Annotated in this window: 13 protein-coding genes; 4 read left to right on the top strand and 9 right to left on the bottom strand. The window is 73.7% G+C overall.

Going from position 1 to position 12308, the window contains the following annotated elements:
* Window positions 1–166 precede the first annotated feature (166 nt).
* Window positions 167–2083 (top strand): beta-propeller domain-containing protein, encoded by a 1917-nt coding sequence (locus JOE68_RS23040; RefSeq protein ID WP_204844365.1) that lies wholly within the window; start codon window positions 167–169, stop codon window positions 2081–2083.
* Here JOE68_RS23040 and JOE68_RS23045 read toward each other — a convergent pair.
* The 3 genes from JOE68_RS23045 to JOE68_RS23055 form a co-directional block, all read right to left on the bottom strand.
* Window positions 2076–2828 (bottom strand): EI24 domain-containing protein, encoded by a 753-nt coding sequence (locus tag JOE68_RS23045; RefSeq protein ID WP_204846244.1) that lies wholly within the window; start codon window positions 2826–2828, stop codon window positions 2076–2078. The two genes, JOE68_RS23040 and JOE68_RS23045, sit on opposite strands and share 8 nt — an antisense overlap.
* Before the next feature lie 100 nt (window positions 2829–2928).
* Complete coding sequence (locus JOE68_RS23050) at window positions 2929–3111, bottom strand: hypothetical protein (RefSeq protein WP_204844366.1); 183 nt, start codon at window positions 3109–3111, stop codon at window positions 2929–2931.
* Window positions 3112–3367: 256 nt separating this feature from the next.
* A complete protein-coding gene (locus tag JOE68_RS23055; protein ID WP_204844367.1) occupies window positions 3368–3817 on the bottom strand; it encodes a DUF309 domain-containing protein in 450 nt (149 codons plus the stop codon).
* 227 nt (window positions 3818–4044) lie between these two features.
* Here JOE68_RS23055 and JOE68_RS23060 point away from each other — a divergent pair, with 227 nt between their 5' ends.
* Complete coding sequence (locus JOE68_RS23060) at window positions 4045–5448, top strand: choice-of-anchor A family protein (RefSeq protein WP_204844368.1); 1404 nt, start codon at window positions 4045–4047, stop codon at window positions 5446–5448.
* An 86-nt stretch (window positions 5449–5534) separates the two neighbouring features.
* Here JOE68_RS23060 and JOE68_RS23065 read toward each other — a convergent pair whose 3' ends face one another.
* From JOE68_RS23065 to JOE68_RS23075, 3 genes are all read right to left on the bottom strand, one after another.
* Entirely contained in the window at window positions 5535–6245 is a 711-nt protein-coding gene (locus JOE68_RS23065) for a S1 family peptidase (RefSeq protein ID WP_372443329.1), read from the bottom strand.
* Window positions 6246–6615: 370 nt separating this feature from the next.
* On the bottom strand, window positions 6616–7479 hold the full coding sequence (locus JOE68_RS23070; RefSeq protein ID WP_204844369.1) for an SRPBCC family protein: 864 nt from the start codon (window positions 7477–7479) through the stop codon (window positions 6616–6618).
* Window positions 7476–7784 (bottom strand): ArsR/SmtB family transcription factor, encoded by a 309-nt coding sequence (locus JOE68_RS23075; protein ID WP_204844370.1) that lies wholly within the window; start codon window positions 7782–7784, stop codon window positions 7476–7478. Before JOE68_RS23075 ends, JOE68_RS23070 begins: the two co-directional genes overlap by 4 nt.
* 79 nt (window positions 7785–7863) lie before the next feature.
* Here JOE68_RS23075 and JOE68_RS23080 point away from each other — a divergent pair, with 79 nt between their 5' ends.
* Complete coding sequence (locus JOE68_RS23080; RefSeq protein ID WP_204844371.1) at window positions 7864–9003, top strand: aminotransferase-like domain-containing protein; 1140 nt, start codon at window positions 7864–7866, stop codon at window positions 9001–9003.
* Window positions 9004–9140: 137 nt separating this feature from the next.
* Window positions 9141–9746 (top strand): response regulator transcription factor, encoded by a 606-nt coding sequence (locus JOE68_RS23085; RefSeq protein WP_204844372.1) that lies wholly within the window; start codon window positions 9141–9143, stop codon window positions 9744–9746.
* Window positions 9747–10354: 608 nt separating this feature from the next.
* On the opposite strand, the gene rnhA is transcribed toward JOE68_RS23085, so the two are convergent.
* The 3 genes from rnhA to JOE68_RS23100 form a co-directional block, all read right to left on the bottom strand.
* Window positions 10355–10804: a ribonuclease HI gene (gene rnhA, locus JOE68_RS23090; RefSeq protein WP_204844373.1), complete on the bottom strand. Its 450-nt coding sequence runs from the start codon at window positions 10802–10804 to the stop codon at window positions 10355–10357.
* A 69-nt stretch (window positions 10805–10873) separates the two neighbouring features.
* Window positions 10874–11275: a DUF1801 domain-containing protein gene (locus JOE68_RS23095; protein WP_204844374.1), complete on the bottom strand. Its 402-nt coding sequence runs from the start codon at window positions 11273–11275 to the stop codon at window positions 10874–10876.
* 191 nt (window positions 11276–11466) lie between these two features.
* Window positions 11467–11826, bottom strand: coding sequence for a hypothetical protein (locus tag JOE68_RS23100; protein WP_204844375.1), 360 nt, complete (start codon window positions 11824–11826; stop codon window positions 11467–11469).
* Window positions 11827–12308: the final 482 nt, after the last annotated feature.

The following is a 12308-nucleotide window of genomic DNA, read 5'->3' on the forward strand; positions in this document are numbered from 1 at the left end:
CCTGGTAGACGCGGCCTCGCGGGCGGGTAAGTCCGGGGGTGAGTCAACCACGTGCGGGGGGAAGGGGTGGAACGGGCCGTGGGTTCGGTGGGGTGGGGGTGGGATTCGGAGGGGCGGGATCGGGAGGGCGGGCAACGCGGTGGAGGGGTGGGTCCGTCCTGGGGGTATGACGCGATGGGCCTGGGGTAGGCGGGGGGCGCTGCTCGGTGGGGCCGCCCTGGTGGCGGTGGTGGGCGCGGCTTCCGCCGTGCACGGGGGTTCCGGCGCGCGGGTGGCGCCGCCGGGGCAGGACGTGCCGGTCGGGCTGGTCGCGTTCGACGGCTGCGAAGCGGCGCTCACCGGGATGCGCGCGGCGATGGCGCCGCACGTCGGCGCGCACGGGCTGGACGACGCGGGCTCCCGGCTGCTGGACAGCAGCGCCGGCGAGGTCAGGGCCGTGCCGCCGCTGGCCGCGGACCGGGCCGCGCCGGAGCACTCCCGGACCAACGCGCAGGAGGCAGGCGTCGACGAACCGGACCTGGTGAAGACCGACGGCCGGCGGGTCGTGTCGGTCGCCGACGGCAAGCTGCGCGTGGTGGACGTCGCGTCGCGCAGGCTCACCGGCACGCTGGACGTGCCCGCCGGATCGGCGTCCCACCTGCTGCTGCACGGCGACCGGGCGCTGGTCGTGGCCGGGTCGTACGCGGCGGCGCCCGGCGGGTTCGTGCCGGGGGGCTTCGCCCCCGAGCAGGACGTGACCCTGGTCCTGGTGGACCTGGCGGGCGAACCGGAGGTCGTCGGGTCGCTGGAGGTCGACGGCCGGTACGTCGACGCGCGGCAGGTCGGCGACGTGGTGCGCGTGGTCGTCCACTCGAGACCCCGGCTGCCCTGGGTCTACCCGCAGGACGGCGTGACCGAGGCGCAGTCCCTGGCCCGCAACCGCGAGATCGCCGCCACCGCGCCCATCGAGGCGTGGCTGCCGCGCTACGAGCTGACCGGGGCCGACGGCGCCCGCACCTCCGGCGCGCTGGTGGCGTGCGACCGGGTCAGCCACCCCGAGGAGCACTCGGCGACGTCCGTGCTGTCGGTGCTGACGTTCGACTTCCCCGGCGAGCTGGGCGCCGGCGACGCGGTGGCGATCGTCGCGGACGGCGACACCGTCTACGGCACCGGCGGCTCCCTCTACATCGCCGACGACCACCACCTGGTGCCCAACCCGCGCCGGCTGCCCGTGCCGCCGACCACCACGGCCATCCACCAGTTCGACATCTCCCGGCCCGGCCCGCCGGAGCACGTGGCCTCCGGCCGGGTGACGGGCACGCTGCTCAACCAGTACTCGCTGTCCGAGCACGAGGGGCGCCTGCGGGTGGCGACGACCGCGTTCGACGCGCCGGGCGTCCCCGAGCAGCCGCCCGCCTCGCAGAGCGCGGTGACGGTGCTCGTGCGGGAGGGCGCGCGGCTCGTGCAGGTCGGCCGGGTCGACGGGTTGGGCGTCGGCGAGCGCATCTACAGCGTGCGGTTCGTCGGGCCGGTCGGCTACGTGGTGACCTTCCGGCAGACCGACCCCCTCTACACCCTGGACCTGTCCGACCCGGCGCGACCGCGCCGGGTCGGTGAGCTGAAGATCACCGGGTACTCCGCCTACCTGCACCCGGCGGGCGACGGGAAGCTGATCGGCGTCGGCCAGGAGGCCACCGACCAGGGCCGCACGCAGGGCACCCAGGTGTCGCTGTTCGACGTGTCGGACGCCGCCGCGCCCACCCGGATCGCCGCCCACCACGTGCCCGGCGGGAGCTCGGAGGTCGAGTACGACCCGCACGCGTTCCTGCACTGGCCGGCCCGCGACCTGCTGGTGCTGCCGGTGACGACCCACCCGACGGCGCAGCGGCCCACCGCGCCGGCCGGCGGGGTGCTGGTGCTCCGCTTGCGGGACAACACCTTCACCGAGGTCGGGACGGTGCGGCACGAGGCCGCGCCGGCCCACGACCCCGGCGTGCGGCGGGCGCTGGTCGTCGGCGACGACCTGTGGACGGTGTCGGCGGCGGGCGCCCTGGTGTCCCGGGTCGACGGGTTGGCGCAGCGGGCTTGGGTGCCGTTCAGCTGAGCTCGTCGTGGAGCAGGCGGTGCGCCAGGACCGTGCCGCCCGCCATCGCCGCCGGGAACACCACCAGCGCGGCCAGCGGGATCAGGCACAGCAGGTAGGTGGGCACGGCGAACCCGAGCGTCACGGCGCGGCGCCGGCGCAGCACCCGGCGGCGGACGTCCAGCTTGAGCCCGCGCCGGGTGAACGGGATGCCGGTCAGCTCGATGCCGAGCAGGGTGGCGTTGACGCAGACCGCGACGACCGGCACGACGGTCTGCCCGACCACCGGGATGAACCCGGCCAGGAACAGCGGCACCGCGCACAGCACCGCCAGGCCCACCAGCAGGACCCCGTCGCGCAGGCCCACCCCGGCCGATCGCGCCCAGCTGGCCCGCTGCGCCTCCGGCACGCCGCCGAGGTGCTCGTCCTCGACGGTCTCGGCGATGTGCTCGTAGAACGGCCCGCCGATGACCAGCGTGATGGCGGAGAACAGCAGCAGCCCCACGGCCACGTACGCGCCGATGATCGAGACCCCGGCGGCGAACCGGGTCGCGGTGCGCAGGGTCTCGTCCCAGTCGTCGGCGAACGGCGTCGCCCAGGCGGCGATCTCGTCGATCCACGCGCCCAGCGCGACCAGGCTGCCGATCAGCAGCACGGTCGTGACGAGCGCCGGGACGGCGCCGATCAGCAGCAGCTTCGGCGACCGGAACACCAGCCCGAAACCCTTGGCCAACAACCCGACGCCGGTGGAGAAGTCGCGCAGCACCCTGATCACCGGCGGAGCATAACGGTCGACCGGTCACCGGGAGGGCGAACGGGACGAGACGGACGCCGCTCCCGGCGCTGCCGGGAGCGGCGCGGGCGCCTCAACGCCGGCGGCGGAACGAGAACGAACGCGCGCCGGCGCCCACACCCGCCAGGTGCAGCGCGACGCACAGCAGGCCCGCCACGAGCAGCGTGCCGCCGTCGACGGCGGAACCCAGTGACGCGTCGGCGAGGTCCAGCAGGAGGGCGAGCCCGAAGATGACCGCGGCGATGATCGCGAACACAGGAGCCTCCTAGGGAGTAGGTGCCCTGTCTCTACCCCGCGGTGACGGGCGCGAAGCAGGCATTCGGCCCAACTCGACCGCGGCCGCGCCGGGCCGGTGGCGCGGGCTTCGCGCCGGGCCGGTGGCCGCGCCGGGGTCGCGCCCGGCCGGTGGCCGCGCCGGGGTCGCGGTCGGTGGCGCCGGGGTCACGCCGGTCGCGCCCGTCCGGTCCGGCCGGCGCCCGTCGCGCCCGCTCGGTGGCGCCGGGGCGCGCCGATCACGGTTCGCCGGTCAGGCGGGGCGGCGCGGCGGTCACCGTCTCCGCCCACGCCACCAGCGCGGCCACGGCCACGCCGTGCGGCGGTGCGTCGCGGAAGGGCTCGATGTTGCGCGCGCCCCGGCCCAGCAGGGTGCGCGCGCCCTTGGCGTTGCCGCGTGCCAGGTGGGTCAGGCCGACCGCCAGCTGCGCCAGGCCGCGCCACAGCTCGCGCTCCGGTTCGGGCGCGGCCTTCCACGCGTCCTCCAGCACCTCGTGCGCGTGGAACGGCTTGCCGTCGTCGAGCAGCCGCTGGGCCTCGGCCAGCGACTCGGCCGGGGTGCGCGGCACGCCCTCGGGTTGGCGCTCGACGCCCGGCGCGCCGTAGGGCAGCGGTCGGCCCAGGCCGTCGCGCGGGCGGGCGTTGCGGGCTCGGCCGGTGTCGTCGCGGTCGCGGGGGCTGGCTGCCACGCCCCGATCGTGGCACGGGAGGCCGCCCCGGCGCACCCGTCGGGGCCTGACCTGCGCGAACCGGACGTCCCGCCGCGACGGCGCCGGGGCGGGCGCCGGGGACCGCGCGGGCGTCGTGGTGGCGCTGCGGCACCGCGTCACCCCGACGGGCGGTTCTGCCTACCCCTGCGGGTTGGCCGGCGGTGCTCCGGGTGCGGTCGCGGACCGACCCCCACAGCATCGAGCCCATGGCCCGCACCCACCTGCTCGGCGTCCTCGGCGCGGCGACCGCGGTCCTCGCGGTCGCGCTCCAGGGGATCGGCGTGGCCGACCCGCTGCCCGGCGGGCTCGGCCCGTGCCTCGGAGCGCAGTGCCCGAGCGAGTTCCCGCCGGTGAACAACGGCGCCTTCACCGGGCGCGACGACGCGGTCAACATCTTCGTCGGCGGTGACTTCCTGGTCCGCTACGCGGCGGTCGAGGCCGAGGGGCGGGTCGTCGTCGGCGGCGACTTCGACCAGGACAAGGCGGCCGGGGTGTCGGCGGTCTACAACATCGGCATCGTCGGCGTCGGCTCCCGCGTGCCGCCGCCCGAGGGGTCGGACTTCCTGGTCACCGGCGGCGGGGTGACCGTCGCCCGCAACCAGCGGCTGCTCGCCGAGGGCGGCGTGGTGCACCACGCCGGGCCGCTGACCGGCACGGTCGTCGGCACGGACAAGCCCGACCCGGCCGCGTTCGACCCGTACGCCGGGCTGTCCGCGCAGCTGACCGAGGCGAGCCGGTGCTATCGCGCCGCCGCGGTGACCGGCACGGCGGTCAACCAGGGCTCGCAGACGCTGTTCACGGGCGACGGCACGTCGGCGATCCAGGTGTTCACCGTGGACTTCGACCTCGCCGGGGCGAACGGCGCGCAGCAGGGGATCGTGTTCCAGGGCATCCCCGAGGGCGCGACGGTGCTGGTCAACCTGATCGGCGCGAACCGGCGGATCATCACCTACACCGGCGACCTGGCCGACGCCGAGCCGGTCAACAGGATGCGCGAGCGCCTGCTGTGGAACTTCCCGGACGCCACCGCCGTGACCCTGGGCGGCACGGCCCAGTTCCAGGGCAGCGTGCTGGTGGGCAACCCGGCGAGCATGACGACGGTGACCGCGCCGGGCACCGCCGGCCGGTTCTTCACGACCGGCTCCCTGACCCACGGCGGCCCGTCGAACAACGGCCAGGAGATGCACGCCTACCCGTTCAACGGGGACCTGCCCGGCTGCGGGACCACCCCGACGACGACCACGACGACCACGACCACGACTCAGCCGACGACCACCACGACCGCCCCGACGACCACCGCGCCGCCGACGACCGCGCCGACCACCACAGCGCCGACGACCACCGCGCCGACCACGACCGCGCCGACCACTCTGCCGACCCTGCCGACCCGCACGAGTTGGCCGACGCTGCCGCTCCCGACGGTGGGTCGCCCCAGTTCGCACGGCTTCCCGGTGCTGCCGAACCTCCCGACCAGGCACCACCCCGGCACCACCCGCGGCGACCTGGCGCTGACCGGCGCCGACATCGGCTGGGCCGTCCTGATCGGCGCGCTGCTGCTGACGGCGGGCGCGCTGGTGTTCACCCTGGTGAGCCGCCGGCGTCGCGGCTGATCGGTGGCCGGGAACGCGGAAAGGCCCGCCCGCGCGACCGGGATTCGCCGTCGAGGTCGCGCGGGCGGGCCGTCCGGGTGCGGGGATCAGACCCCGGCGACGGACTGGATCCAGGAGCGGTACCGGGTCACGTTGGTGTAAGCGGTGGTGGTCTGGCGGTCGCTGGTGGACGCGACGCCGATCTGGCGGCCACCCGACATCATCGGGCCGCCCGAGTCACCGCCGGCCGTGATGCCGTCGCCCCGACGGGCGCAGATCGCCGCGCCGCCGTAGGCGTCGGTGCAGCCGCCGGACACGGTCACGTTCGCGACCTTCAGGCGCTCGGACTGGCAGTTGATCTCCGAGCCGCACCGGGACGTGGCGCCCCAGCCGTAGACCTGGACGGTCGTGCCCGCACCCGGCGCGCTGGAGGCGAGCGGGGCGTAGGTCGCCGAGACCGATCGGTCGAGGCGGACCAGGGACAGGTCCGCGGAGTGGTTCACGGTCTGCACGCCGTTGGCCATGGTGCCGCCGGACGACTGGTTGAGGCTGCCGATCCGGAAGGACAGGCCGCCGCCGGTGACGCAGTGCCTGGCGGTCAGGATCCACGTGGGGGCGATGATGGTCGCCGAGCACGTCTGCCGGCCGTTGGAGAACAGCCGAGCCGCCCAGGGGGCGTTCGTCGCGTAGCTGCCGCCGATGATGTACGGCGTCACCTCGCCCTCCGCCTGGGCCGGGGCGGCCGACGCGGAGGGGACGACGGTGAGCAGGGAGAGCATCGCGGCTGCGATCGCAGGGATCAACCTGGTGATACGCAAGATTTCCTCGTTTCCGAAAGACACGCGATCACTCGCGCACAGGGTGTCTTTGGTCACGCAGAGTCGTACCACCCGAATAGGGGTAATCGGAACATACCGGCGGGGTTATAGCGCAGCGTTAGGTGACCGCCGGCCTTCGGTGATCATGGCACTACCTGCGGTAACAGGCAGTTCACCGAGATGTCACGTGTGAACGGCGGCATACGGTCCGGGTGAGCCGTTCGGAGCAGCGCCGCTCGGTCCCGACACCCGCGATCGTGCCGGGTGCGGTGATCCGGGGGCAATCGCCCGCGCGGGCGGTCGTGCCGTGGCAGTGCTGGTCGAACCCGCCGCCGGGCACTCCCGGCGACCGTCCCGCGCGGCCGGCCGCTCAGCTCCGGTAGTCGGCCTCCAGTTCGGCGACCCGGTCCGCCGGCCACGGGCAGCGGACCTCGCCGAACACCGCCGCGAAGAACAGCTCCAGGTGCACGTGCCAGGCGGCCAGGGCGGTGGGCGCGAACGCCGGGTCGGCCACCTCGTGCGTCAGCTCGACGGTGGTGCCGCGCTCGGGGTCGTGGTCGAACCGCCAGCGCACCGGCCCGGTCGGCGAGTCGAACGCCAGCAGCCGGGGCGGCTGGACCACCGCCACCGGGCCGGGCGGGACGTGCGGGTTCGACGCCCTGGCCGGCGGTTCCCCGGCGCCCTCCCCGGCGCCTTCGGTGAACAGCGCCCACACCTCGTCGAGCGGCCGCCACACCAGGTCCCGGACGAACCGCACCCGCCGGCCGTCGACGTGGCCGCGGTCGAGCCCGAACGCGCGGGTGTAGCGCTCGACCCGCTCCAGCCACCCGCCCGGCTGCCCGGTCGGCCGGTCGGCCAACCGCGCCTCCAGCGCCGCCAGGCAGGTGTCCCAGCCGGCCGCGGTGCGGGCCGCCGAGTGCTCGACGTCCACCGCGTGCGTGAACACCAGCAGGCAGCCGCCCTCGTGCGGCAGCAGCTCGAACCGCAGCACGTCGGTGCCCCAGCGGAACGCGAACACCCTGGGCGGGTCGGACTCCAGGACCTCGCCGGTGGAGGTGGAGCCCGGGAAGGCGAACGTCATCGCGCCGCCGTCGAACGTCACGGCGGCCGGGAACCAGTGGCGCAGTTCGGCGGGGTCGGTCACCGCGCGCCAGACCTTGTCGGGGGAGTGGCGCAGCAGCCGCTCGAAGCGCAGCACGGGACTGCCGCCGACCCGGCGGAGTTCGGCGCTCATCCGTCCATCCCGTCCAGGCGCCGTTCGAGGGCGTCGAGGCTGTCCTCCCACATCCGCCGGTAGGGCGCGAGCCAGGCGTCGACCTCGGCCAGCGGCGCGGGCCGCAGGCGGTACCAGCGCCGCTGCGCGTCGCGCCGCACCTCCACCAGCCCGGCTTCGCGCAGCACCTTGAGGTGCTTGGAGACCGTCGGCTGGGTGAGCGCCAGCCAGTCGACCAGGTCGTTGACCGGCCGCTCACCGGTGCGCAGCACGTCGAGGATCTCCCTCCGGTGCGGGTCGGCCAGCACCGCGAACGTCGATGTCATGCCAGCAATATAGCCCGATCGGCATATAGTGGTCACGCCCGGCGTTAAAGTGAAAACCTCTCAATGATCGAGGACGCCGATGACCCGAGTCGCCACCGTTGCCAGCTCCCCCGTGCGGGACCTGCTCGCGCTCACCGCGCGGCCCGAGGTCATCTCGTTCGCGGGCGGCCTGCCCGCGCCCGAGCTGTTCGACCTCGACGGCCTGCGCGCCGCGTTCGACCGGGCGCTGTCCCGGCGGTCCCTCCAGTACGCGCCCACCGAGGGCGACGCGGACCTGCGCGCCCACGTGGCGTCCCGGATGACCGCGCGCGGCCTGCCGACCGCCGCCGCCGACCTGCTGGTGACGACCGGCTCGCAGCAGGCGCTGACGCTGGTCGTCACGGCGCTGCTGGAGCCCGGTTCGGTGGTGGCGGTGGAGGAGCCGACCTACCTGGCCGCGCTGCAGGCGTTCCGGCTCGCGGGCGCGCGCGTCGTGCCGGTCGCGGGCGACGAGCACGGCGTCGACCCCGCCGCGCTGGCCGACGTGATCGACCGCGAGCGGCCCGAGCTGCTCTACCTCGTGCCGACGTTCGCCAACCCCACCGGGCGGACGCTGACCGCCGAGCGGCGGGCCGAGGTCGCCGCGCTCGCCGACCGCCACGACCTGTGGGTGGTGGAGGACGACCCGTACAGCGAGCTGCGCTACCGGGGCGCGGAGCTGCCCGCGCTGGCCGCGCTGAGCCCCAAGGTGCTGCACCTGGGCAGCTTCTCCAAGATCGGCGCGCCCGGCCTGCGGCTGGGCTGGCTGCGCGCGCCCGCCGAGCTGCTGCGCACGCTGGTGATCGTCAAGCAGGCGGCGGACCTGCACACGTCCACCGTCGACCAGGCGGCCGCGGCGGCCTACCTCGACGCGCACGACCTGGCCGAGCACGTCCGGTCGCTGCGCGGTGCCTACCGCGAACGCCGGGACGCCCTGGTGGCGGCCCTGCCGTCGACCGTTCCCGACGGCACCCGGTGGAGCGACCCGGACGGCGGCATGTTCGTGTGGCTGACGCTGCCCGACGGCGTCGACACCGCGCAGCTGCTGCCCGCGGCGCTCGCCCGGGACGTGGCGTTCGTGCCGGGGGCGCCGTTCTACGCCACGACCCCGGACCGGGCCACCATGCGGTTGTCGTTCACCACCAACACCGTCGCCGAGATCGCCGAGGGAATGCGGCGGCTGGGGGGCGTCCTGCGCTAGGCGCTGCTGCGTTCGCCTGCCGCGCTCCACCTGCCACACCTGCCGGCCGCCCTTGGGAAGTCCTGCATGGACGGTCATGCGTCAGCGGTGTCGTGGCGGGAGGTCGCGCCGCCGGCGTCCGCACGGGAGGGGGCCGCGTGATCCGGGTGCTGGTGGCCGACGGCGACGCCCTCGTGCGGCTGGCGCTGGCGTCGCTGCTGGCGCTCGAACTGGACGTCGAGGTCGTCGCCACGGCGGCCGACGGCGGGTCCACCGTGGCCGCCGCCCTCGCGTCCCGACCGGACGTGGCGGTCGTGGACCTGGCGATACCCGGCCTGGACGGCTTCGCGGTGACCGCCGAGCTGACGCGCGCGCTGCCGTCGTGCGCGGTCGTGCTGCTGACCGCCCGGGGCCGGGCGCCGCACCCGCACCGGGCACTGGCGACCGGCGTCAAGGGCCTGCTGCCCAAGAGCTCGCCGGCCCGGGCACTGGCCGACGTCATCCGCCGCGTGCACACGGGCGGCAGGTACGTGGAACCGGCGGTAGCGGCCAACGCCCTCCTGCCACCACCCTGCCCGCTCACACCTCAGGAGCTGGAAGTGCTCCGCCAGGCCGAGCACGACACACCGGTGGCGGAAATCGCCCGCCGAATGGGCCTCGCCCCCGGAACCGTGCGCAACTACCTGTCGGCCGCAGTGGGCAAACTCGGCGCAACAGACCGATCCGACGCCTTCACCACCGCCCACGACCACGGTTGGCTATAACCAGACCGCCCACCTTCATGGCCTTTGGCCCCACAGCACGCCCCGTGCAGACCGGTGGCCTCGTGTTCTCCCCGTATGGCCTGCCCGGAGGGCTACCATGCTTTTCTGGGGGGTGCAAGCACGCTTTCCGCTTGCACCCCCCAGAAAAGCATGGTCGTCTTTGACAGGTCATGCGGGGGAACACGACCGCTGTTTCTTTTCATTCTCCTTGGCGGCCTGCCTGTCCGGCGAGGACTCTTTAAAGCTTTTCAGCTTGGATCAGTACCGCACCGAATCTCACCCGGATCGGTGCGGGATCTCAGTATGAAGAGCGGCCGGGAGGCCCCCAAGGAGAAGGGAAGTGCGTCGTGTTCTCCCCGTACGGCCTGCCGGAGGCAATCATCTTTGTCGGGGGGTGTCAAGCGGTGAAGCGTGCTTGACACCCCCCGACAAAGATGATTGGGCTGCGCCCAGGCCGTACGGGGAGAACACGAGGCACACGGCTGCGCTGAAGCGCCGCCGCGCGGGGCGCGGCTTACGGCGGGAGTTGAAGCGCCGCCGCGCGGGGCGCGGCCTGGGGCAAGCCGTGCGGGGTGTGGCCTAGGCCGAGGTCCAATGGCCCCTGGGCCTTACCGTCCGGCTGCTTCGCGGACCCCGCGTACGGCCAGTTGATCGGCCCGCTCGTTGTCCACGTTCCCCGCGTGTCCCTTCACCCAGTGCCATTCGATCCGGTGAGCGGTGGTGGCTTCGTCCAGGCGTCGCCACAGGTCGGCGTTCTTCACCGGTTGCTTCGTGCTCGTCAGCCACCCGTTGGCCTTCCACTTGGCCAGCCACGACAGGATGCCGTTGCGCACGTAAGTGCTGTCGGTGTAGATCCGCACCACGGAGGGCCGGGTCAGGCTTTCCAGGGCGCGGATGGGGGCCATCAGCTCCATCCGGTTGTTGGTCGTCGGCCCCGCGTCGCCGCCGTACAGGTCCTTCTCGTGCTTGCCGTACCGCAGCACCGCTCCCCAGCCGCCCGGACCGGGGTTGCCGCTGCACGCCCCGTCCGTGTAGATCTCCACCACGTCTTCCGCCACGCGGAGAACCTACCCAGCCGCCCCGACGGGCCCGACGAGCACCGCGTCGGCCCCGGCCGGTGGCCGGGGTCAGGCAAGACCCTCCCGCTTGAGCCTGCGCCACCCGCCGGCCCGGTTGTTGGCGATGATCTGCCGGAACATCGCGACCAGCGCCGGCGCGTTGATCGCCTCGCCCCGCCGGAAGGCGACCGTCCGGGCGGTCTTGTTGGCGTGGCCGGCGGTGATGATGCCCTCCGGGTCGGGCACGATCGCGCCGTCGTAGAGGAACACGTTCACGTGGTCCTTCGCGGCCAGCAGCGCGCAGACGTTGCCCTGGAGCACGAAGTACGGCAGCTTCGTGCGCTTGATCGTCTCGACCACCTCGGGATCCGCCTCGTGCACCAGGTCGCGCACGCGCCGGCAGACCTCCTGCTGCCACTCGGGCAGCCCCGCGATGTAGTCGTCCACCCGCGGGTCGACCGCGTGTGCCATGACAAACCCCCAGCCTCCTGGACCTTCCACGGGTGACGTGGGAGCCACCGCGGTCCGGTCATGACAGGATGCCGGCGCGTCCGGCCGCAGCGCGGAATGCGTCGCGTGCCGCCCGACCGGAAAACGGTCGGACGGCACGCGACGGCAATCACCGGTGACCCGAACGCCCCAGGCGGCGGATCAGGACCGGTTTACTTGAACTGGGTCCGGAAGTTGGTGATGGTGCCGCCGCTGGGGAAGTCCACGCGGGACTGGCTGGGCGAGGTCACCCACGCGCCGTACTCGTCCACGCAGGTGGCGCGGCAGTACGAGACCACGATCCGGTACTGCAGGCTGGTGGAACAGATGTTGTAGGCGAAGGTCGTGTTGTTGGTGTGCAGGCTGCAGCTGTCGAGCAGCGCCTGCTGGTCGGCCTGCGTCGTCGCCGCCGCTGTCGTCGTCGTGCCGGTGACCACGGCCTCGGCCGCCGTCGTGGCGCTCGCCACCCCGGTCGTGCTCAGCGCCGCCGCCGCGACACCGGCCACCGCCAACATCCGCAAGAACTTGCGCACCGTTTCTCCTTAATGACCTGAAGGTCGGGGAATCCGGTTGACCTGTCCGTCGAACAGCGCGGGCCGACCGACCGGCCCGTCGGCGGGCCGGTCGGACAATGATGATCAAATCGCGCAGTGCAAAACCGGTGGAACGGCACCGGGCTGCTCGGACAATGCTCCGCCAGCCGGACAGGGCTGACTCAGGCCGAATAGGACGATCGGACCCCCCGATATTTCCCTGATCGCCACGAATGGCTTTCATCGCACAGTAGCGCGGGCTTCGGAGGGCTGTCAATCACTTTGGTTCGGACCATTGCGTGCTGCATTCGGCCTATTCGCCACGGCCAGGGGTCGGTACGCAGCGCACCTCCACCCACGTCCGTTTGCCGGTACCCGACCGGCCGTTCCCGTGGTCGGGCCACCGCGCAGCGGTCGGCCGACACGCGCCGGGCGGGGCCGTGTCGGGGGCTGGTCGAAGCCGACGAGCCCGCCCCGCCGCC

Source organism: Saccharothrix algeriensis (assembly GCF_016907655.1).
GTDB classification, from domain to species: Bacteria; Actinomycetota; Actinomycetes; order Mycobacteriales; family Pseudonocardiaceae; genus Actinosynnema; species Actinosynnema algeriense.

Bases quoted from the DNA above. Each gene is read 5' to 3' on its own strand.
- JOE68_RS23040 (WP_204844365.1), top strand. From the start codon at position 167: ATGACGCGATGGGCCTGGGGTAGGCGGGGGGCGCTGCTCGGTGGGGCC.
- JOE68_RS23060 (WP_204844368.1), top strand. From the start codon at position 4,045: ATGGCCCGCACCCACCTGCTCGGCGTCCTCGGCGCGGCGACCGCGGTC.
- JOE68_RS23070 (WP_204844369.1), bottom strand. From the start codon at position 7,479: ATGAGCGCCGAACTCCGCCGGGTCGGCGGCAGTCCCGTGCTGCGCTTC.
- JOE68_RS23075 (WP_204844370.1), bottom strand. From the start codon at position 7,784: ATGACATCGACGTTCGCGGTGCTGGCCGACCCGCACCGGAGGGAGATC.
- JOE68_RS23080 (WP_204844371.1), top strand. From the start codon at position 7,864: ATGACCCGAGTCGCCACCGTTGCCAGCTCCCCCGTGCGGGACCTGCTC.
- JOE68_RS23095 (WP_204844374.1), bottom strand. From the start codon at position 11,275: ATGGCACACGCGGTCGACCCGCGGGTGGACGACTACATCGCGGGGCTG.